This is a genomic window from Serratia sp. CY71090, assembly GCF_052166845.1.
GTDB lineage: Bacteria > Pseudomonadota > Gammaproteobacteria > Enterobacterales > Enterobacteriaceae > Serratia > Serratia nematodiphila.
Genome location: NZ_JBJNOA010000008.1, coordinates 89,250 through 110,328 on the forward strand (window position 1 = coordinate 89,250; position 21,079 = coordinate 110,328).

18 protein-coding genes are annotated in these 21,079 nt (G+C 60.3%); 7 read left to right on the forward strand and 11 right to left on the reverse strand.

Translation table 11 applies throughout. The features are described from left to right. Positions 1-56: 56 nt before the first annotated feature. Positions 57-482: a GNAT family N-acetyltransferase gene (locus tag ACJ8OK_RS15940; protein WP_442530681.1), complete on the forward strand. Its 426-nt coding sequence runs from the start codon at positions 57-59 to the stop codon at positions 480-482. Here the strand turns inward: ACJ8OK_RS15940 and ACJ8OK_RS15945 are convergent. Beyond that, a complete protein-coding gene (locus tag ACJ8OK_RS15945; RefSeq protein ID WP_060560053.1) occupies positions 479-1,702 on the reverse strand; it encodes an MFS transporter in 1,224 nt (407 codons plus the stop codon). The two genes, ACJ8OK_RS15940 and ACJ8OK_RS15945, sit on opposite strands and share 4 nt — an antisense overlap. Before the next feature lie 95 nt (positions 1,703-1,797). Between ACJ8OK_RS15945 and ACJ8OK_RS15950 the strand changes: the two genes are divergently transcribed. Beyond that, the gene (locus ACJ8OK_RS15950; protein ID WP_074469416.1) at positions 1,798-2,247 is read left to right on the forward strand and encodes a winged helix-turn-helix transcriptional regulator; all 450 of its coding nucleotides are present in this window, start codon (positions 1,798-1,800) and stop codon (positions 2,245-2,247) included. A 6-nt stretch (positions 2,248-2,253) separates the two neighbouring features. Here ACJ8OK_RS15950 and ACJ8OK_RS15955 read toward each other — a convergent pair whose 3' ends face one another. Both ACJ8OK_RS15955 and ACJ8OK_RS15960 read right to left on the reverse strand, forming a co-directional pair. Further along, positions 2,254-2,514 carry a DUF1158 family protein gene (locus ACJ8OK_RS15955; RefSeq protein WP_048325223.1) on the reverse strand — a complete coding sequence of 87 codons (261 nt, stop codon included), beginning with the start codon at positions 2,512-2,514 and terminating at the stop codon, positions 2,254-2,256. Beyond that, entirely contained in the window at positions 2,486-3,040 is a 555-nt protein-coding gene (locus ACJ8OK_RS15960) for a DUF2778 domain-containing protein (protein ID WP_229705521.1), read from the reverse strand. Before ACJ8OK_RS15960 ends, ACJ8OK_RS15955 begins: the two co-directional genes overlap by 29 nt. 183 nt (positions 3,041-3,223) lie before the next feature. Here ACJ8OK_RS15960 and rluF point away from each other — a divergent pair, with 183 nt between their 5' ends. Next, positions 3,224-4,093 carry a 23S rRNA pseudouridine(2604) synthase RluF gene (rluF, locus tag ACJ8OK_RS15965; protein WP_049278608.1) on the forward strand — a complete coding sequence of 290 codons (870 nt, stop codon included), beginning with the start codon at positions 3,224-3,226 and terminating at the stop codon, positions 4,091-4,093. A 121-nt stretch (positions 4,094-4,214) separates the two neighbouring features. Here rluF and ACJ8OK_RS15970 read toward each other — a convergent pair whose 3' ends face one another. Together ACJ8OK_RS15970 and ACJ8OK_RS15975 are read right to left on the reverse strand one after the other, a co-directional pair. Then, positions 4,215-7,292, reverse strand: a complete 3,078-nt coding sequence (locus ACJ8OK_RS15970; protein WP_442530682.1) for an autotransporter outer membrane beta-barrel domain-containing protein — start codon at positions 7,290-7,292, stop codon at positions 4,215-4,217. A 194-nt stretch (positions 7,293-7,486) separates the two neighbouring features. After that, positions 7,487-7,801, reverse strand: coding sequence for a hypothetical protein (locus ACJ8OK_RS15975; protein ID WP_015378764.1), 315 nt, complete (start codon positions 7,799-7,801; stop codon positions 7,487-7,489). A gap of 175 nt (positions 7,802-7,976) precedes the next feature. Here ACJ8OK_RS15975 and ACJ8OK_RS15980 point away from each other — a divergent pair, with 175 nt between their 5' ends. After that, on the forward strand, positions 7,977-8,609 hold the full coding sequence (locus tag ACJ8OK_RS15980) for a response regulator transcription factor (RefSeq protein ID WP_135638503.1): 633 nt from the start codon (positions 7,977-7,979) through the stop codon (positions 8,607-8,609). Next, a complete protein-coding gene (locus ACJ8OK_RS15985; RefSeq protein ID WP_060560055.1) occupies positions 8,606-10,387 on the forward strand; it encodes a hybrid sensor histidine kinase/response regulator in 1,782 nt (593 codons plus the stop codon). Before ACJ8OK_RS15980 ends, ACJ8OK_RS15985 begins: the two co-directional genes overlap by 4 nt. 16 nt (positions 10,388-10,403) lie before the next feature. On the opposite strand, the gene ACJ8OK_RS15990 is transcribed toward ACJ8OK_RS15985, so the two are convergent. The 4 genes from ACJ8OK_RS15990 to guaB form a co-directional block, all read right to left on the reverse strand. Next, a complete protein-coding gene (locus tag ACJ8OK_RS15990; RefSeq protein WP_442530683.1) occupies positions 10,404-10,736 on the reverse strand; it encodes a type II toxin-antitoxin system RelE/ParE family toxin in 333 nt (110 codons plus the stop codon). 31 nt (positions 10,737-10,767) lie between these two features. Then, positions 10,768-10,995, reverse strand: coding sequence for a type II toxin-antitoxin system Phd/YefM family antitoxin (locus ACJ8OK_RS15995; RefSeq protein ID WP_442530684.1), 228 nt, complete (start codon positions 10,993-10,995; stop codon positions 10,768-10,770). A 204-nt stretch (positions 10,996-11,199) separates the two neighbouring features. After that, a complete protein-coding gene (gene guaA / locus ACJ8OK_RS16000; protein WP_033632331.1) occupies positions 11,200-12,777 on the reverse strand; it encodes a glutamine-hydrolyzing GMP synthase in 1,578 nt (525 codons plus the stop codon). Between the two features lie 103 nt (positions 12,778-12,880). Beyond that, positions 12,881-14,344: an IMP dehydrogenase gene (guaB, locus tag ACJ8OK_RS16005; RefSeq protein WP_004941460.1), complete on the reverse strand. Its 1,464-nt coding sequence runs from the start codon at positions 14,342-14,344 to the stop codon at positions 12,881-12,883. 170 nt (positions 14,345-14,514) lie between these two features. On the opposite strand from guaB, the gene xseA reads away from it, so the two are divergent. After that, positions 14,515-15,891, forward strand: coding sequence for an exodeoxyribonuclease VII large subunit (gene xseA, locus ACJ8OK_RS16010; RefSeq protein ID WP_033633602.1), 1,377 nt, complete (start codon positions 14,515-14,517; stop codon positions 15,889-15,891). A gap of 3 nt (positions 15,892-15,894) precedes the next feature. On the opposite strand, the gene ACJ8OK_RS16015 is transcribed toward xseA, so the two are convergent. Both ACJ8OK_RS16015 and ACJ8OK_RS16020 read right to left on the reverse strand, forming a co-directional pair. Continuing rightward, entirely contained in the window at positions 15,895-18,261 is a 2,367-nt protein-coding gene (locus ACJ8OK_RS16015) for a glycoside hydrolase family 31 protein (RefSeq protein WP_442530685.1), read from the reverse strand. 11 nt (positions 18,262-18,272) lie between these two features. After that, a complete protein-coding gene (locus ACJ8OK_RS16020; protein ID WP_049186739.1) occupies positions 18,273-19,583 on the reverse strand; it encodes an MFS transporter in 1,311 nt (436 codons plus the stop codon). Between the two features lie 359 nt (positions 19,584-19,942). Between ACJ8OK_RS16020 and ACJ8OK_RS16025 the strand changes: the two genes are divergently transcribed. Then, entirely contained in the window at positions 19,943-21,025 is a 1,083-nt protein-coding gene (locus tag ACJ8OK_RS16025; RefSeq protein WP_004941451.1) for a LacI family DNA-binding transcriptional regulator, read from the forward strand. Positions 21,026-21,079 lie beyond the last annotated feature (54 nt).

The window sequence follows — 21,079 nt, forward strand, 5'->3', positions numbered from 1 at the left end:
GGTCATGCACGCCCGGCGCCATGCGCTATAGTGAGCACAAACCACCGGGAGATGTCATGCAAATAAGATCTTACCAAGAGGCCGATCGCCCCTTCCTGCGCACGCTGTACCTGGCGTCGCGCAAGGCGGCATTCGGTTGGCGCAATACCTCAAACTACCAGTTGGAAGATTTCGACCGCGCGACGCTGGGCGAAGCGATTTGGGTGGCGGAAGACGGCGGCGTGCTGCTGGGATTCGTCTCCATCTACCGCGAAGACAACTTCATTCATAACCTGTATGTCGATCCCCATCAGCCGCCGCGCGGCGTCGGCAGTGCGCTGCTGCAAGCGGCGCAAGCCACCTTCACCGCCACCGGCTCGCTGAAATGCCTGGTGAAGAATGAAAAGGCGCTGGCGTTCTACCGCAAACACGGTTGGCGCATCATCTCCACCGGCAACGACGGCGAAGAAGATTATTACCTGATGCATTCGCCGGCCCGCTAGCTCTTACCCGCGGCATCCGGCATCCCACGCAGCGTCAGCCGCCAAAACAGCAGCGCGCTCAGGCTGACGCCCGCCCCCAGCCAGCAGACGCCGCTCCACCCCGCCCAGGCGTACATATGGGTGCCGGCAAAGGCGCCCAGCCCGCTGCCGACGGCGTAAAACAGCATGTAGCAGCCCACCAGCCGGCTATGCGACTGCGGGTGGGCGCTGAAGATCATGCTCTGGTTCAGCACGTGGATCGCCTGTCCCGCCAGATCCAGCAGCACAATGCCCGCCACCAGCCAAGCCAGGCCGCTGCCGAGCAAACCGAGCGGCAGCCAGGCCAACGTCAACAGCAGCAGACACGCGCCGCTGGCCGCCTGCCCCAGCCCACGATCCGCCAGATGCCCGGCGCGCACCGCCGCCAGCGCGCCCACTGCGCCGACCAGGCCGAACGCTCCCACCGCGGCATGGGTGAAGTTGAACGGCGGCTGGCTCAGCGGCAACACCAGCGAACTCCAAAAGAGGCTGAAAGCGCCGAACATCAGCAGCGCCAACATGCCGCGAATTTGCAGCGTGCGGTCACGCCGCAACAGGCTCAACATTGAACGCAACAGCGCGGGATAACTCAGCGTGCTGGGCGCGGTGCGCGGCACAGGCAGCAGGCGCGACAGGATCGGCAGCAATACCAGCGTCACTCCGGCGGAGAAGAAGTACACCGTGCGCCAGCCGCCAACGTCCGCCAGCGCGCCGGACAAGGTGCGCGCCAGCAACAGCCCCAGCACCACCCCGCCCTGCGCCGCGCCGACCACCCGCCCGCGCTCCTGCGGCGCCGCCAGGGCGGCGGCGAATGCGATCAGCCCCTGCGTCATGGCGGTGCCCAGTAGCCCCACCAGCAACATCCCCGCCAGCAGCCAGGGCGCGCTGTGCGCCCAGCCCACCAGCAGCAGCGCGCCGATCAGCCCCAGCTGTTGCCCCGCCAGCAATCGATGCCGGTTCAACCGATCCCCCAGCGGCACCACCAACAGCAACGCCAGCGCGCAGCCCAACTGAGTCACGGTGATCACCATGCCGACCGCAGCCAGGCTGATGGAAAAATCACGGGCAATGGCGTCCAGCAGCGGCTGCGCATAATAAACGTTGGCCACGCTAAAGGCGCTGGCACCGGCCAACAGCAGCACCAGGGCGGCCGGCAGGCGCCCCAGCGCCGTACAGGGAGGATCCAGCAGTTTGTCGCTCATCGCACACCTCAATCTGGTTTCATAATTAAACCCAATGAACTTTAGGTGCGGAGGTTTTATAATGCAACCAGAATATGTCGCTGGAGATAAACGCCGTGAAACGTAAAAGCCTGGAAGACGCGCCGTGCCCGGTAGCGCGCACGCTGGATGTGATTGGCGACTGGTGGTCGCTGCTGATCGTGCGCGACGCCTTCGACGGCGTCACCCGTTTCAGCGAGTTTCAAAAAGGGCTGGGGATGGCGAAGAACATTCTTGCCACCCGGCTGCGCGCCCTGGTGACGCACGGCGTGCTGGAGATCGTGCCCGCCGCGGACGGCAGCGCCTATCAGGAGTATGTGCTGACCGAGAAAGGCCGCGCGCTGTTTCCGGTGATCGTTGGCCTGCGCCAGTGGGGGGAAGATCATTTGTTCGCCGAGGGAGAGACGCACTCAACGCTGGTGGAAAGCGACAGCGGCCGCCCCGTGCCGCGCCTGACGCCGATCGGCAGCGCCGGGCAGACGCTCACCCCGCTGAATACCCGGGTGGTGAAGGTGGGGGAACGGTGATGAGAGTTAGTGGCGGAGCCCGCAGCTCACCCGCTGAAAAACCTGGCGGATAAAGAGCCATTCCAGACACCCGGCCAGCAGATAAACCGCGCCAAAAACGAGCGCACCAAACCATTCCGTATCGTTAAAATGGAAAAAACCACTGGCGTCAATCAGCCAAGCGGTTTGATTCTGGTTTAGCCTGGGTACAGGAAAAAGCTTTATTGTCAGCACAGCCAGCCCAACAACAGCCAATACGTTAGCGAGCAACAGGGCAAATTTTTTCATAGCCTTTCACCTCGATAGTCCCATATGCCTGTAATGTCGTTCCCGGAACTCTGGCTGTTTTCGATTTCAGCAATGCAGCTCGCAGACGATTGAATTCGTTTTGGGAATAAAAGGTTACACATCCTTCGGATAATCCAAGTGGACCGATTGGATGCAACCTGAATTGTCCACGCATAATGCCGTTAATCCATGTTCTATCGTTAACTGTTCCATCATCTCTGTATAAAGCAAACCAACTATTGTGATCTACATTGGTCACAATATCTTTTATGAAAGTAATAGTCTGCGACTTTAAACCACCGGATGGCCGATCCACAATCCAGTAAGTACCGGCTGGTATAGCCCCGTGATTGGGAACATCTGTGCATCCTGGTTGATTTGTATACTGTTTATTACCAGAAAACACAGAGAACATCCCAACCCCTTGACACAACAGAGTGTTTATTTTGTTTCCATTATGAACTAAAAAGCAGCGAAGCATTTTATTTCCCCCATCCTTTGGCTGAGCACCGATAATATCCAGCAAATAAAATTTTATCTATCTTATTGATTTTGTGAATATTGTTAACTCATGATGATAGAATCAGCAATGAGTAAGGCCCAATCAGCATTGATGGCGCATGCATCACCTTCCGCTATTGCATCTATTCTCGAACAGCTTCCGCAACCCCCAGCGGGTAATGTATAGTCCGCGTTTTACGGAGATCCCATGCTGACCAACTCATCCATTCGTCTGAACAAATACATTAGCGAGAGCGGCATCTGCTCACGCCGCGACGCCGATCGATACATCGAACAGGGCAACGTTTTCATCAACGGTAAACGCGCCACCGTTGGCGCCCAGGTATTTGCCGGCGATGTCGTGAAGGTTAACGGTCAGCTGATCGAACCGCGCAATGAAGAAGATCTGGTGCTGATCGCGCTGAATAAACCGGTCGGCATCGTCACCACCACCGAGGACGGCGAGCGCGACAACATCGCCGACTTCGTCAACCACAGCAAGCGCATCTTCCCGATCGGCCGCCTGGACAAGGATTCGCAGGGGCTGATCTTTCTGACCAACCACGGCGATCTGGTCAACAAGATCCTGCGCGCCGGCAACAATCACGAGAAAGAGTATCTGGTGACGGTCAACAAGCCGGTGACCGACGAGTTTATTCGTGGCATGGGCGCCGGCGTGCCGATGCTGGGCACCGTGACCAAAAAGTGCAAGGTGAAGAAAGAGGCGCCGTTCGTGTTCCGCATCACGCTGGTGCAGGGGCTGAACCGCCAGATCCGCCGCATGTGCGAACACTTCGGCTACGAGGTCACCAAGCTGGAACGCACGCGCATCATGAACGTCAGCCTGAAAGGGTTGCCGCTGGGCGAGTGGCGCGATCTGACCGATGACGAGCTGATCGAACTGTTCAAGCTGATTGAAGGCTCTTCATCCGAGGCCAAACCGGCGAAAAAAGCCCCGGCCAAATCCGCCGCGGCGAGAAAGCCGAGCGCCGGCGGGCCGAAAAGCGCCGACAAAGCCGCTGCGCCGGCCGGCCGCAAGCGCTTTACCCAGCCGGGGCGCAAGAAAAAAGGGCGTTAAACGCCTTCTCCCGCTCAGCCCGCCGTTGCGCGGGCTTTTTTATCGTGAAAGTCAGCCACTCACCATAAAAAAGGCCCGCATCAAGCGGGCCTGCAAGTACCAGAGAAGTCTAGAGGAAAAATCAGAACGACCAGCGCAGGTTGGCGTTGACCGAATTAACGCGGGTATCGGCGCCGAATTGCCCCTGATAGCCGACATCCAGCGTCGCGGCGCGCGACAGTTTCACGCTCACGCCGATATCGCCCACCATCACGTTGTCATCCACGGCCTGGCCCTGCGTGACGAACGCGTCGCTGCCGGCAAACGCCATGCGCGATGAGGTGTTCTTATCGCCGTAAGCATGCTGCCAGCCAAGCGAGCCGTAGAGGCTGACGTTCTTCGGCAGTTCGGTCACGCCGCGCACCCCGAGCGTGGAGTAGAAGGTATTCATCGTTTCATTGCGCACGCTCAACGCCGCCGCGCCGCCCGACTCCTGGAAGCTGTCGGTATGCAGGCGGATATAGCTCAGGTTGATGAACGGTTCGACGTTCATCTCCGGCTGGCCGAAACGGTAACCCGCTTCGGTGAACGCCAGCAGCGAGTTCGCGTCGTAATCTGACTTCAGCCGATCCGAGAAGCCGCTGAAATCGACGTTGCGCTTGCCTTCAATCTTGTGCCAGGTGTAACCCAGCGCGCCGCGCAGTGAGAACGCATCCTGCTGCCCGGCCGCATACAAACCGAGGTGGTAGTTGTCGGTATCGGCCTTGGAGCGGCGGCTGTCAACGTCGTAGTCGCCGCGGCTGTAACCGAAGTAACCGCCAATGCGCACGTTATGGTCCGCCAGTTTGCGATCAGCCCCCAACAGGAAGCCGGTGGTGTTTCCATCCAGCTTGCCCACGTTGCCGTTGCCGCTGTTTCTGCCCCAGGAACTGAAGGTCTGCCCCCAGACGTCGCTGTTTTGCGCCTGCGCCGGTTGCACCAGCGACATCGCCAACGGCGGTACCGGCAGGCTGTCGTTGTCGAACAGGCGCAGCATGCGCTGGTTCAGCACGTTGAACAGCTGGGTGCTACCGGCGATCAGGTTAGACTGCATCGACGGATAGACTTCGCCGGACAGCTGATTGAACGCCTCGCGCGCTTCCGGCGCGCTCAGCAGCAGCAGCGAGTTGTACAGCGCCAGCGAAGGGCCGCTCTGCGTCAGCGTCGAGAGCGCGCCGGCGGTATTCCACTGGTTGCCGCTTTCGGCCACCGTTTGGAAAATGCCCGGCTTGCCGCTGCCTGGGTTCTCGCCCCCCGGATTTTCCCCGCCTGGGTTTTCTCCGCCCGGGTTCTCGCCCCCTGGATTCTCACCGCCTGGGTTTTCCCCGCCCGGATTCTCGCCCCCAGGATTCTCACCGCCTGGGTTTTCCCCGCCCGGATTCTCGCCTCCTGGATTCTCGCCGCCTGGGTTTTCCCCGCCCGTGTCTTTCTGCGCGATGGTCAGATCGACGGCGTTGGCGCTGTGGTTCAGCGCCACATCGAGGAAGGCGGACTTGGAGACCGCCGACGCGAACTGGCCGTCAATGCCGCCGTCCGAGGTCAGAATGCGGTAGCTTTGGCCGGTTTTATAGCTGGTTTGCGGATCCAGCGCCGTCACCTGCACTTTGGCCCGATCGCTGATGGTGGTTTTGCCCGCCACCAGCAGCTGGTCGCTGCGGCCGTCGCCGGCAATATCAACGTCGTAGAAGGATTCGCCGATAAAGTTCAGGTAGCGTTTCAGCGTCAGCGTGCCGATATTGCCATCGCCGGGCGAGATATGACCGCCGGACTGGATCTCGGTCTGGCCCAGCGTGCCGTTGCCGCCCAGCGTGCCGCCGGCCTTGATCGAGGCGGCGCTGCTGTAACCCTGCCCGTTATTGACGTCGGAACCCGCCGTCGCGTTCAGGATCAGCGTGCCGCCGTTCTCGGCGCCGAGGGTTTGGATCTCGAAGATGTCGTCTTCTTTCTGGGTATTGATGTCACTGGCGATGATGAGCTTGCCGCCGCGCGCGGTGACGTTCGCCTGCAGCCCAGTGAGATCTCCGTTCAGCGTCGTGTGCCCGGCGCTGTTGATCACCTCGCCTTCGCCGCTCATCTTGTTGCTGAAAACGTAATTGCCGTCGGTATGGTTAAAGTACACATAGCTGCGGAACAATCCGCCCCGCAGGGCGATCGCCGTCTGGGCATCGATGGTGCCTGCGGCGCCCGCCGCGCCGAGCGTCGGCTCGGTCAACCCGGTGCCGGTGTCCATATTGCCGCGGCTGCCGATAATCAGCGCGCCGCGGTTCGAGCCGGAACCGGTCTTGCCCAGCACCACTTCGTTGCCGCCGGCGGAGAATGTCCCGCCGTCCATGACCGCCAACACGCCGTTGCCGTAATCGCCGACGTTGACGCTGCTGCCGCTGGTAAAGCGCGAGCCGTTGCCGGCGATCACCAGCTCGGCGGTTTTACGCGCGCCGGAGACGCCCGCTACCTGGATGTTGCCGACATTGACCGCAGCGCCGTTCAACACGTCCAGATCGCCGTACAGCGTGAGCGCGCGGCCGACGTTCCACTGGGAATTAGCCCCCGTGACCGTGGCTTTCGGGCTCAGCGTATCGCTCTCACCCGGCCCGCTGCCATTGCCGATGCGCGCGTCAAAAGCGGTGCTCAGCACCGCGCCGTCTTCAATCGCCAGCGTGGATCGTGCCCCTAAATCGGTGCCGACACTGAGAAAATTGCTGGTGACGCGAGAACCGGCACCGGTGGCGATCAGGTGGCTGTCGTAGCCACGGGTGGTGCCGACCACGATCTCTTTCGCGCTGGCCAGCGCGCCGTCTTCAACCCGCAGGGTGCCCCGCCCCAGATTCAGGCCGCCGCGCAGCACGAACTGATCGTTCACCGCGTTCAGCTCGGCGTTCGGCCCGCGAACCGTGACCACGCTGTCGTGAATTTGGCCGTTGAACATCCGGCCGATATTGATGTTATAGGCGCTGATCTTGCCATTCTCGATCAGCAGGTTGCCGCTTTGATTACGGCCGACGTAAACGTCCCCGGTGTAGGCCAATGATTCGGTAATTTTTGAGTCGCCGTCAAAAATGGCATCGTCTGCGCGAGCGAGATCGGCGGGCGCCAGCATCAACAACGGCGCGGAAAATAGAGCGAGGTAAAGTTTGGAAAGCGGTGTTCTAACCGCTAAAGGGTGCGATGTCTTGTCATTCACGGGCTATCTCCGTACTCGTTAGCGTGATGTCGCGAAATTTATTGTTATAGGGAACTCAATACACTAGAGGAGAAGTGAGGCGTTATTTCGCGCACGCCGGTTTAGTGATCGTCGAAGCAAAAGCTTATTGCCCCCCGGCGCTGACGCTCCGACGATGAAAAACCAGGAAGCGGTAATACCGCCCCCAAAGCGAATTATTTATGCGTGACCACCGGCGTACAGGTCGGCGCGCTCAGCGACGGCGACGAACCTAAAATTCCCGGCATCATCAACGACGAGCAATCGAAAATGCGGCCTTTTTCCGTGGTGGCGCGATATGAAAGTTTTTGGCCGCCCAGCGCATCCGGCTGTGCGCCATTGACGTTGGTCACGGTAATTTCGTCCGACGATCCCAGCCCCAGCATTTTGGCGGTTTCCGCCTGCAGTAATGGAATGGCCTGATCGGTTTTCAGGGTGGAACAACCGGCTACCATCATCGTAACGGTTAAAGCGATAAGTGGTTTCTTCATAAATTATCCTTTATAACCAATCAGTTAAAATTACCGATTGGCTTTATGTTTTCTCTTATCCAAATCCTCGAATAATATATTTCCCTTTCCTAAACGAAAAAACCCTCCTAAAGTAGGGAGGGTTGATAATAATTCATCAGACCTATCTGATATTTGAAGGCGAAAGGAGAATCCTTTGGGGCAGGATTATGCGTTGGTCGTTGATGACCATCCATTGGTAGCAAGCGGCATCGCTAATTTTCTCAGCACGCATTGCCGATTCAAACAGGCGCATGTGGTGACCAATGAAGAGAATTGCTACCGTCATATTAGGGAAAACGGCCCGCCGCGTTTACTGGTGATCGATTTTTGGCTCTCTTCCGGTACGGCGTTGAAATTACTCAAAGAAGTAAAACAACGTTATCCGCAGGTACGGATTTTGGTGGTCAGCGGCGACGAGAATAACGATATCTGGCAGAAAGTTAACAATGCCGGCGGGCATGGATTCGTGCTAAAAAACGAACCGCCTGAATTATTCGCCAGGGCGGTTTTTGCGCTGAGTAATAATCAGGATTGGTTCCCTGACGGTAATGAAACCATCGTTAAAAGCCATCATGAGCACTTAAATAAATTCAATTTAACGCCGAGGCAAATCGACGTATTAACTATGATGCTGCGCGGCCTGCCAAATAAAAGAATTGCGACGCAACTGTCTATTTCCGAACCCACCGTCAAAGAGCATATCAGCAATATATTGAAAAAGATCGGCGTCAACAGTCGGGTGGAAGCCATCACGCTGTTGCACGGCAAACGGGATCCGTCGTCATGAGGTTTTTCCAGCATTTACAAAATGATGGCATCTCCCCACGCGCGCAGATCCGCCTGCTGGACAACACCTTCATGCGGCTGGTGTTCAGCTTTACCGCCGTGCCTTTTGTCGGCATCCCTTTCGCCATCTGGATTTATTTGCTGGGGGATGAACTTGGCCCAACCATTGCCTGGATCATGGTTTACCTGCTATGCGCCGTGGCGATCAGAATATGGCATCGGCGCTACCTGCGCGAGGCCAAAGAAAATGATGAAGACACCGTGCTGCGCCGCTGGCTGCCGCGCATTAATAAGGTGGCCTTTATTCACGGCTTGGGGATCTCCTCACTCTATTTAATTACGCCGCAGACCCATAACTTTGACTTTTTTCTGCTGCTCAATATCAGCATCGCCGCGATCGTCGCCGCCAACGCAACGCACCTGACGCCGGTCATCAGCACCTTTACCCGCTTTTTCTTCGCCTCCTGGGGGCTGCTGAACCTCGGCATCATCTGGCGGCTGGAAGACGTGATGTTCATCGTGCTGATGCTGAACTTGCTGTACGGCTTCGCCATTTACCGCCACGCGTTAACCTCGCATGCGTTCTTTATTCAGCAGGCGCTGCTCGAAGAACAAAGCTCGCGCCTGGCGGAGCAGTTCCGTCAGGCCAAAGAAGAGGCGGAACAGGCGCTGCTGGATAAGAACCAATTCCTGACCACCGCCAGCCACGATCTGCGCCAGCCGGTGCACGCCATGGGCTTTCTGATCGAGGCCATCATCCACAAAAACCGCGACGACAGCCTGACGCCGCAGCTGCTGGATCTGCAGCAGAGCGTGCGTTCGGTGCATTTGATGTTCAATTCGCTGCTCGATCTCAGCAAGATCGAATCCGGCAACGTGCGCACCGCCGCCACCCATGTGGATATCGGCGCCCTGCTCGACTCGGTGGTCACCCTGTTCCGCGAAGAGGCCAACAGCCGCACCCTGGCGCTGCGCACCTGGCGGCCCAAACGGCGCATCAGCGTGATGGGCGATCCGCTGCTGGTGCGGCAATCGCTGATCAACCTGATCCAGAACGCTCTGCGCTATACGCAACAGGGCGGCGTATTGATCGCCATCCGCCCGCGCGGCGCCGAGTGCCTGGTGGAAGTGTGGGACACCGGCGTGGGCATCGCCGACGAAGAGAAAAGCAAAATCTTCTCCCCTTACTACCGCCCCGAGCTGGCGTGGAAAATCGACAGCGCCGGCCACGGGCTGGGGCTGGCGGTGGTGGCGCGCTGCGCCAAGCTGATGAAGGTGAAGTACGGCATGCACTCCGTCGAAGGCAAAGGCTCACGCTTCTGGATGCGCTTCACGCAATACATCGGCGAAGATAAGGCGCCGGAAACCGCCGCCGCCTACGACAACACCGCCACGCCTACCCGCTATGCACCGCTGCGCGGCGCCTGCCTGGTGGTGGACGACGATCCCTTGGTGACCTCCGCTTGGGAGAGCCTGATGAGCACCTGGGGCATCACCGTGCGCTGCGCGGCCTCCGCCGAGGAAGCCTTCGCCATTGTCGACGGCGGCTTCACGCCGTTCGCCGTGCTGTGCGACCAGCGCCTGCGTTCCGGCGAGAGCGGCTTCGACATCCTGCAGGCATTGTTCGAACGCCTGCCGAACGTAAGCGGCGCGATGGTCAGCGGCGAGTTCAATTCGCAAATATTGCAAGAGGCCGAGCAGGAAGGCTATCTGGTGCTGCGCAAGCCGCTGGAACCGGCCAGGCTGCATGCGCTGCTGACGCAGTGGGGGGCGGGCTAGCGCATATTGAGGGCTATCAGGCCATGATTAAACGCTTAAACAGCAGCTGCTGGATATCCTGCCGATGGGACAAGATAGCATGGGCAGTCACGGTAGCTGCTTCTACGGAATACAAAACCCGGTAACCTTCAACGTGGTTAAACTCCCGGTACTTTGCACAGCCAATCTTCAGCAGCTCAGGGCAAATCTGGCATCCCTGCGGGAACTGGCCAACGATGCGCTCAAACTGAGTGAGAATGTCTGCGATAACCGGGCGTGGCTCAACATCAACACGGCGCAGGAAACCCGCTATTGTGTCGATGCAGTGCTTTACCGTAAGCGTGTACTCAAAGGTCACCTGCTGTTCCATTGCAATCCTTTAATGTTGAGCACTGTAATGCTTAAAGCCCATCCAACAGCTGTTCCTTTGAGAACACGCGCCCTTCCGCTTTATCTTTCTCTGACAGCGTCAGCAATTTAAGCAGAGCAATGGCGTTATCTCGTTCCTGCTGCTGCTCATAGGATTCTATCACGTAGGCGGGAACCCCATTTTGCGTGACCAGGATAGGTTCAGAGAGATCGAGCGTGGCCGCGTTTTTTTTAACGTAGCTGATGGTCTCTACTTTCATCGTGCCCCCAGGCGCTACCAATCATATTAAGGTCTGAATGTAGTCTATATTTAGACCACAAGCAATGTTCTGTTTTACCCATGATTTACCTCATGGCTGACAACAGACAGAAAAGACATGGCCATATAAAGAAAAAACCCTCTGAAAAAACAGAGGGTTTTAGTTACTTCGGCCTAGTTACGAACGTGCTGCGAAGGGGGTAAATCATTCCCACTCAATCGTCGCCGGCGGCTTGCCGCTGATGTCGTACACCACGCGGGAGATGCCGTCCACTTCGTTGATGATGCGGTTGGACACGCGGCCGAGGAAGTCATACGGCAGATGCGCCCAGTGCGCGGTCATGAAGTCGATGGTTTCTACCGCACGCAGGGAGACCACCCAGTCGTATTTGCGGCCGTCGCCCATCACGCCGACCGAACGCACCGGCAGGAACACGGTGAACGCCTGGCTGACTTTGTTGTACAGGTCTGCTTTGTGCAGCTCTTCGATGAAGATGGCGTCGGCGCGGCGCAGCAGATCGCAGTACTCTTTCTTCACTTCGCCCAGCACGCGCACGCCCAGACCCGGGCCCGGGAACGGGTGACGGTACAGCATGTCGTACGGCAGGCCCAGTTCCAGGCCAATTTTGCGCACTTCGTCTTTGAACAGCTCTTTCAGCGGCTCGACCAGGCCCAGCTTCATCTCTTTCGGCAGGCCGCCCACGTTATGGTGCGATTTGATCACGTGCGCTTTGCCGGTGGCGGAAGCGGCGGATTCGATCACGTCCGGGTAGATGGTGCCCTGCGCCAGCCATTTCACCTGCTCTTGCTTGCAGGCTTCTTCGTCGAACACTTCAACGAACACGCGGCCGATGATTTTACGCTTGGCTTCCGGCTCGTCGACGCCCGCCAGTGCGGTCAGGAAGCGGTTTTCCGCCTCGACGTGCACGATATTCAGGCCGAAGTGGTCGCCGAACATTTCCATCACCTGCTTGGCTTCGTTCAGGCGCAGCAGGCCGTTGTCGACGAACACGCAGGTCAGGCGCTTGCCGATGGCGCGGTGCAGCAGCATCGCGGTCACGGAGGAGTCAACGCCGCCGGACAGGCCGAGGATCACGTGGTCTTCACCCACCTGCTCGCGGATGCGCTCTACCGCATCTTCGATAATGGTGGCCGGCGTCCACAGGGCGTCACACTGGCAGATATCCAGTACGAAGCGCTCCAGCATGCGCTGGCCCTGACGGGTGTGGGTCACTTCCGGGTGGAACTGCACGCCGTAGAAGCGTTTTTCTTCGTTGGCCATAATGGCGAACGGGCAGGTGTCGGTGCTGGCAACGGTCACGAAGTCGGACGGGATCGCGGTCACTTTGTCGCCGTGGCTCATCCACACGTCCAGCAGCGGTTTGCCGGCCGGGCTGATGGCGTCTTCGATGTCGCGCAGCAGCGCGCTCTCGTTGACGATTTCCACCTGCGCGTAGCCGAACTCGCGTTCGTTGGAGCCCTGCACATGGCCGCCCAGCTGCATCGCCATGGTCTGCATGCCGTAGCACACGCCCAGCACCGGCACGCCGGCGTTGAACACGTAGTCCGGGGCGCGCGGGCTGCCGGCTTCGGTGGTGCTTTCCGGGCCGCCGGACAGGATGATGCCGCTTGGGTTGAATTCGCGGATCTGCTCTTCGCTAACGTCCCAGGCCCACAGTTCGCAGTAAACGCCGATTTCGCGCACGCGGCGGGCGACCAGTTGGGTGTATTGCGAACCGAAGTCCAGTATGAGGATGCGATGCTTATGGATATTTTGTGTCATGTGAGGCGAATTCCAGCAACAAGAGAAAAAGAGCGAAAATGTATGTTTTCGGGATGGGGCTTGGCGCCCCACCCCGGCCTCTCACTCAGGAGAGGTTAAGGCATCAGCCCATGCGGTAGTTCGGCGACTCTTTGGTGATGGTCACGTCGTGCACGTGGCTTTCCTGAATGCCGGCGCCGCTGATGCGCACGAACTCCGCCTTGGTGCGCAGATCGTCGATGGTGGCGCAGCCGGTCAGGCCCATGCAGGAGCGCAGGCCGCCCATCTGCTGGTGCACGATGGCTTTCAGCATGCCTTTATAGGCCACGCGGCCTTCGATACCTTCCGGCACCAGTTTGTCGGCGGCGTTATCGGTCTGGAAGTAACGGTCGGAAGAGCCTTTGGACATCGCGCCCAGCGAGCCCATGCCGCGGTAAGATTTGAACGAACGGCCCTGATACAGCTCGATTTCGCCCGGAGATTCTTCGGTGCCCGCCAGCATGGAGCCGACCATCACGCAGGATGCGCCTGCGGCGATCGCTTTGGCGATGTCGCCGGAGAAGCGGATGCCGCCGTCGGCGATAACCGGAATGCCAGTGCCTTCCAGCGCTTCCACCGCGTCGGCGATGGCGGTGATCTGCGGCACGCCCACGCCGGTCACGATACGGGTGGTGCAGATGGAGCCAGGGCCGATACCGACTTTCACCGCGCTCACGCCGGCCTCAGCCAGCGCTTTGGCGCCCGCTGCGGTCGCGACGTTGCCGCCGACGATCTGCAGATCCGGGTATTTGGCGCGGGTTTCGCGAATGCGCTGCAACACGCCTTCGGAGTGGCCGTGCGAGGAGTCGATCAGCAGAACGTCAACGCCCGCCGCCACCAGCGCGTCGACGCGCTCTTCGTTGCCGGCGCCGGCGCCGACCGCCGCGCCTACGCGCAGACGGCCGTGCTCGTCTTTACAGGCGTTCGGCTTACGTTCCGCTTTCTGGAAGTCTTTAACGGTGATCATGCCCAGCAGGTGGAAGCTGTCGTCCACCACCAGCGCTTTCTCTACGCGCTTTTCGTGCATCTTCTGCAGCACCACGTCGCGCGCTTCACCTTCTTTCACGGTGACCAGGCGATCTTTCGGCGTCATCACCGCAGTCACCGGCTGGGTCAGATCGGTCACGAAGCGCACGTCGCGGCCGGTGATGATGCCGACCAGCTCGTTGTCTTCGGTGACGACCGGATAACCGGCGAAGCCGTTGCGCGCGGTCAGCTCTTTCACTTCTTGCAGCGTGGTGGCCGGAGTAACGGTCTGCGGGTCGGTGACTACGCCGCTTTCATGTTTCTTCACGCGGCTGACTTCTTCAGCCTGGCGCTCGATGGACATGTTTTTGTGGATGAAGCCCAGGCCGCCTTCCTGCGCCAGCGCGATGGCCAGGCCGGATTCGGTAACGGTATCCATGGCTGCGGACAGCATAGGGATGTTCAGGCGGATGGTTTTGGTCAGTTGGGTGCCGAGCTCTGCGGTGTTAGGCAGAACCGTGGAGTGGGCTGGAACCAGGAGGACGTCGTCAAACGTCAGAGCTTCTTTAGCGATACGTAGCATGGGCAATATCTCACCAGGGTGGGCTGTGAAAAAGATAAAATATTGCCGCGGCATTATACAGAGCGGAATCGGTTGCCTCCAGCACTTTCTTACAAAAAGTCTTGATTACCTTTTTCAGCCATGTAGTATCGACCAATTAAGTGATTGTTTTGAAATTTGATCTGGGTCACATGTCGCTACCTGTTTCGCCTTCCATTTTTACCGTAAGCCGCCTGAATCAGACGGTTCGCCAACTGCTGGAAAGGGAAATGGGGCAGATTTGGCTCTCCGCAGAGATCTCCAACCTCTCCCAGCCCGCCTCCGGCCACTGGTATTTCACGCTGAAAGACGACCGCGCCCAGGTGCGCTGCGCGATGTTCCGCAACAGCAACCGACGCGTCACCTTCCGGCCGCAAAACGGCCAGCAGGTCTTGGTGCGCGCCAGTATCACGCTGTATGAACCGCGCGGCGACTATCAGCTGATCGCCGAGAGCATGCAGCCCGCCGGCGACGGCCTGCTGCAGCAACAGTTCGAGCAGTTGAAACAGCGCCTGAGCGCCGAAGGGCTGTTCGATCAGCAGTTCAAGCAGCCGCTGCCCGCCCCGGCCAAACGCGTCGGGGTGATCACCTCCGCCAGCGGCGCGGCGCTGCACGATATCCTGCAGGTGTTGCAGCGGCGCGATCCGTCGCTGCCGATCGTCATCTACCCCACCTCGGTGCAGGGTGCGGAAGCGCCGATGCAGATCGTGCGCGCCATCGAGACCGCCAACCGACGCGACGAATGCGACGTGCTGATCGTCGGCCGCGGCGGCGGTTCGCTGGAAGATCTGTGGAGCTTCAACGACGAACGCGTGGCGCGGGCGATCTTCGCCAGCCGCATTCCGATCGTCAGCGCCGTCGGCCATGAAACCGACGTCACCATCGCCGACTTCGTTGCCGACCTGCGCGCGCCAACCCCATCCGCCGCCGCCGAACTGGTCAGCCGCAATCAGCTTGAGCTGTTGCGCCAGCTGCAGTCGCAGCAGCAGCGGCTGGAGATGGCGATGGATTACTACCTGGCGCAGCGCCAGCAGCAGTTCACCCACATTCACCACCGTTTACAGCAGCAGCATCCGCATCTGCGCCTGGCGCGTCAGCAGACGCTGCTGTTCAAGCTGCAGCGCCGGATGGAAGACGGCATGCAGCAACAGCTGCGCCTGGCCGCCCGCCGCAGCGAGCGCGCCCAGCAGCGGCTGGCGCAGGTGCAGCCGCAGGGCCGCATTCACCGCTACCAACAGCGCGTGCAGCAGCAGGAATACCGTCTGCAGCAGGCGATGGAGCGGCAGCTCAACGCCTACCGCCAGCGCTTCGGCGTGGCCTGCAGCCAGCTGGAGACCGTCAGCCCGCTGGCGACGCTGGCGCGCGGCTACAGCGTGACGCAAACTCCGCGCGGCGAGCTGCTGAAAACCACCAAGCAGGCGCAGGTCGGCGAACTGCTGAAAACCCGCCTGCAGGATGGTTGGGTGGAAAGCGAGGTGAAAACCATCACCGTCGCTAAAAAGCCGCGCAAGAAGCGCGCGACCGAGTAAGCCCTACTCCAGCGTAAAACGCTCGCCCGGTTCGCCGTTCACCCACAGCGCGCGCGTTTCGCCTTCCGGCAGGCTGAGCGTCAGCGTGCGCCAGGCCGGGCGGAAATGCCCTTCAGTCGTGATATCCAGTATGATGCGCTGATGGTCACAGCGCATTTCCCAGCGCAGCCACAGCGCATCGCCCTGCCGCCAACCTTCGCTTTCGCCGTCGTCCTCAAACAACAGCCCGCTGCTCACGCCGCAGCCCTTGAGCGGAAACAGCCGCAGCTCGCGCCGATCGTCGGCGGCCACGTCCACATGCGCCAGCCGCTGCGACAGCGGCAGCGCCGCCCCGGCGCGCACCAGCAGCGGCAGACGCTCCAGCGGCGCCGCCAGCGTCACCGTCTGGCCGCCGCCGAACCACTGGCCGCTGTAGAAGCAGTACCAGCCTTCGCCGTTATCCGGCAGATACACCGAACGGCGACGCTGCCCCGGTTCCACCACGCTGGCCACCAGCAGATCGCGGCCGATCAGAAAATCGTCGTTTTCGCCAAAGGTGCGCACATCCTGTTCGTGATCGAGAAAAGTCGGGCGCAGCATCGGCTCGTCGTCGGCGCAGGCCTGCCACAACAGGGTGTAGAAATACGGCAGCAGCCGGTAACGCAGGTTGATCGCCTCGCGCACCGCCGGGGTAGCGGCCGGGTACATCCAGGGCTCATTGACCGTGGCGTCGTCGTTCCAGGAGTGAATGGTGAAACGCGGATGCATCACGCCGTTTTGTACCCAGCGCACCAGCAGCTCCGCGTCCGGCTTGTCGCCGGAGAAGCCGCCGACGTCGTGGCCGAGGTTATACAAGCCGGACAGGCTCATGCCCAGCCCCATGCGGATGTTGTAGCGCAGCGTCTGCCAACTGGTGCGGTTGTCGCCGCTCCAGGTCTGCACATAGCGCTGCATGCCGGCGCAGCCGGAGCGTGAGATCAGGTACGGCCGCTTCTGCGGCGCGAAGCGCTGCTGGGCCTCCATCGAGGCGCGCATCATCAGCAGCGGCATCACCGGGCGGATGTGCTTGATGGCGATCGGCCGCCCGAAGCCGTGACAGCGCGCTTCGCCATCCCACACTTCGTACTCGTTGTTGTCGTTCCAGGTGGAATCGATGCCCATCTCCAGCAGCTGCTGCGTGACGCCCTGCTGCCACCAGCGCACCGTCGCCGGGTTGGTGAAGTCGAGGTGCGATCCTTCATCGTCCCAGAAGCTGGAGCGTTCCGGCGCGTCGCTTTGCGAATCGCGGATAAACAGCCCCTGCGCCGCCACCTCTTGATACTGCGGATGATCCTGCAGCAGGCACGGCTTGATGTTGGCCGCCAGCCTGAGGCCGGCGTCGTGAAACGCCTGGCTGAGCAGCTTGGGCTGCGGCACCTTGTCGTAGTTCCAGTTGAACACGTAGCGCTTGTGGTTAATCGAGGTGTAGCCCGACGACAGCTGGAAGGAGTCGCAGGGAATGGCGTGCTGGCGGCACAGCGCAATGAACTGCTGCAGCTGCTGCTGGGCGTCCGGCGCGTCGGTGTAGTGCATGGTCGAGCCGCTGTAGCCCAGGCTCCACTTCGGCCCGAAGTGGGTGCGGCCGGTCAGGCGCACGAAGGCCTTGGTGACGTCCAAAACCTTCGGCCCGAGGAACAGGTAGTAATCCAGATCGCCCGCTTCGGCCTGATAGCGGCGATAGGCCGCGTGGTAATTGTCGATCTCGTTGCCCAGATCCAGCCAGCAGCTGCTCAGGTTGTCGTAGAACAGGCCGAAGCTCGCCTCCGGCCCACGGGTGATGGTGAACGGAATGTGCTTGTACAGCGGATCGGTGCTGGCGGCGTTGTAGCCCATGGCGTCCAGATTGCGCATCTCGAAGCGGCGGCCGGTGCGTTCCAGATCGCCGGCTTTCTCCCCCAGGCCGTAATAGCGCTCATCGGCAAAACGCCGCTGGTAGTGCGCCACGCCGTCGCCGTGCGCATTGAGCAGGTAGGCGCTGGTCGGCCGATCCGCCGCCAGCGGCCGCCACTCGCCGGCGGCATTGCAATGCTCCCATTCCAACCACAGCGGCTGATGCACCGTCACGCGCAGCAGCGGCGTGCTGACCACCAGCCGATCGCTCTCCTGGCGCAGCTGATAGCCCGGCAGGCTGAAACCGGCGACGCTGAGCCGATCGCGCCCCTCCCAGGGCACATCGTCCTGCGGCGCGATGCTCCAGGTGCGATCCAGCGCCAGCTCGCCGTCGCGTTTGATCAGCACGCGGAACAGGCCGTCTTCCAGCACGTACAGGCAGAAACGGTGGCGTTCATCGACCAGCAGCTCGACATGGTCGGCATGCTGCGCCGCCAGCGTCCAATTTTTCAAGGTTTTCATAAATATTCCACTTAGCTGTGTGAAGGGGTTTTCTTACCGCCGCGCTCGGCGATCAGGGCAATCAGGAACACAGCGCCGATCAGATCGAAGAAGCCCATCGCGATGAACAGCGGGTTGAAGCCGATGGTGTCGGACACCGCGCCGATCAGCAGCGTGAACAGGAAGCTGGCGATCCAGGCACTGGAGCCGCGCATGCCGTTGACCGTCGCCATCTGGTTTTTATCGAACGACTCCACCACCAGCGCGCTGAGCATGCAGGAGATCACCTGATGGCCGAAACCGCCGATCGAGATCAGCAGGATCGCCACATAGGGATCTTGGGTGATCGCCACGAACGCCAACGACACCATCAGGAAAGCGCCGGTCACCGAGCTGGCGACCACCGAGTTGACGCGGCTGCAGCCGAACCATTTGCGGTACAGGGTGGTGAGATAGCCGCTGGCGACGCTGCCGATATCCGCCGCCAGGAACGGCAGCCAGGCGAACATCGCGATCTGTTTCAGATCCATGCCGCGTTCGGTGGCCAGGTACAGCGGCACCCAGAAACTGAAGACCGCCCAGGCCGGCTCGGCGAGAAAGGCCGGGATGGCGATGCCGTAAAACTTCTTGTTCTTGCACAGGCTGGCCAGCGAAGTGAAAAACGGCAGCTTCGGCAACACCGGCTCGTTGTCTTCGCGGATCAGATCCAGCTCTTGCTGGCTGAGGTTCGGGTGCTGCTGCGGCGAGTGGTAGAACAGCCACCACAGCACGACCCAGATCAGCGCCAGCCCGCCGGAGAACAGGAACGCCCCCTGCCAGCCAAAGGAGACGTGAGCGATGACGATGATCGGCGGCGCCAGCATGGCGCCGATGGAGAAACCGACGCCCGCCCAGCCGGCGGCGATCGGCCGCTCCTTTTTCGGGAACCAGTCGGAGATCGCCTTGGCGTTGGCCGGGGTAGCCGCCGCCTCCGCGCCCCCCATGAAGAAGCGCAGAATGGCCAGTTGCAGCCAGCTGCCGGCGCCGGCGTGCAGCATGCATACCACCGCCCAAATGCCGGCGCAGATCAGAAAGCCCATCTTCAGGCCGATAACGTCGATCAGCCAGCCGCAGATCGGCTGGAACACCGTGTAGGCCAGCTGGAACGACGCCACTACCCAGGCATATTGCTCGGTGCTCATGTTCAGGCTGGTTTTCAGCTCCGGCGCCAGAATGCCCAGCGAGTTGCGGGTAATGTAGTTGACCGTGACGCCCAGCAAGAACAGCGCCAGCATCCACCAGCGTAGCGATTTGAACTTGCGCCGGCCGCTCTGCGCGACCGTCTGATTGATCTCCACACTCATCGGTTATCTCCCCGCGGCCGCCTGTGACAGCGACGCGCGCATTGGTAAGGTACGTTGCGCTATCAAAAGGGGACGGTGAACACAGGCCAACGCTCGCATAACAGACCGGCAGTCCATCACAACCCCATGATTTATTTTTTGTTTTCTTTTTCGCACACCGTTAAAATTGGACTGACAGGTCGTTAAAATTGGTGTACCAATGCAGACTACTCAGCGATAGCGCACAGCGAAACGGAGTTTTTTGCAAAAATTTTCACAGACGGGTGAAAAAATAGTCATAATGGCCGATAAATCCAGTCAAGACGCTGAAAATCCGCAGTGAAAATATTCTCATGGACGAATTTGAAGGAGATCACAAAATGAACGGAAAGCTGAAAATCCAGGAGATCGCCCGCCAAACCGGGCTGTCGATCAGCACCGTTTCCCGCGTGCTGGCCGGCAAGGCCAACACCAGCGCCGAGGCGCGCCGCAAGGTGCTGGACTGTGCGCAGCAAAACGGCATTCTGCAGGGCATTTCCAGCGGCCGGCTGATGCTGAACAACGTGATGGTGTTCGCGCCGCAGCGCGCGTTCGACGTGCGCACCGACATCTTCTACTACAAGGTCATTCAGGGCATTGCCGCCGCGCTGATGGAGCACGAGGTGCGCATCCGCTACTGCGGGCTGGAAGAGCAGCGCAGCGACGGCGCGCTGTTTCTGGAAAAGATGAGCGATCCGCACACCGAAGCGGCGCTGATCATCGGCATCGACGACGAGCATATCCACACCCTGGCGGCCGATCTGCACAAACCTTGCGTGCTGATCAACTGCAGCGATCGGCAGATGCGGCTGGACAGCGTCTCGCCGGATCATCAGTTGATCGGCGATTACTCCGCCAGCTACCTGTTCCAGCAGGGGCATAGCCATATTCTCAACCTGCAGTGTCTGCGCCGCCACACCATGGAGCTGCGGCTGGCGGGCATCCGGCAAGCCTACGCCCGGCATCATCTGCCGTTCGACGACGGCCGCCATCTGGTCACCACCTCCGGCTTCGGCAGCGAAGAGGCCGAGCAGGCGCTGACCACCTATCTCGATGGCATCCACGGCCACGCCCCGCTGCCGACGGCGATCCTGGCCGGTGGCGACTACATGGCGGTCGGGGCGGTCAAGGCGCTCAACAAGCGAGGGTTGAACGTGCCGGGCGACGTGTCGGTGATGAGCACCGACGGCTTCAACCTGGCGGAAATCCATGACGTGCCGCTGACCTCGGTGCAGGTGCCGCGCGACGAACTGGGTTACGAGGCGATCCAACTGCTGCAGCGGCGCATGCTGCGCGCCGACGCACCGCCGTGCAATCTGCTGCTGCACGGCCGGCTGGCGGTGCGCGCCTCGGTGCGGCGCATCAGCCCGCACAAGACTGCGCCGGCGGTGAGCACGCATGACCACAGGCTTTATGACGAGTAGGCTACACTTAGGCACAGTGCATTCATTCGATGAGGTAAAATTTTTTGCCTAAGG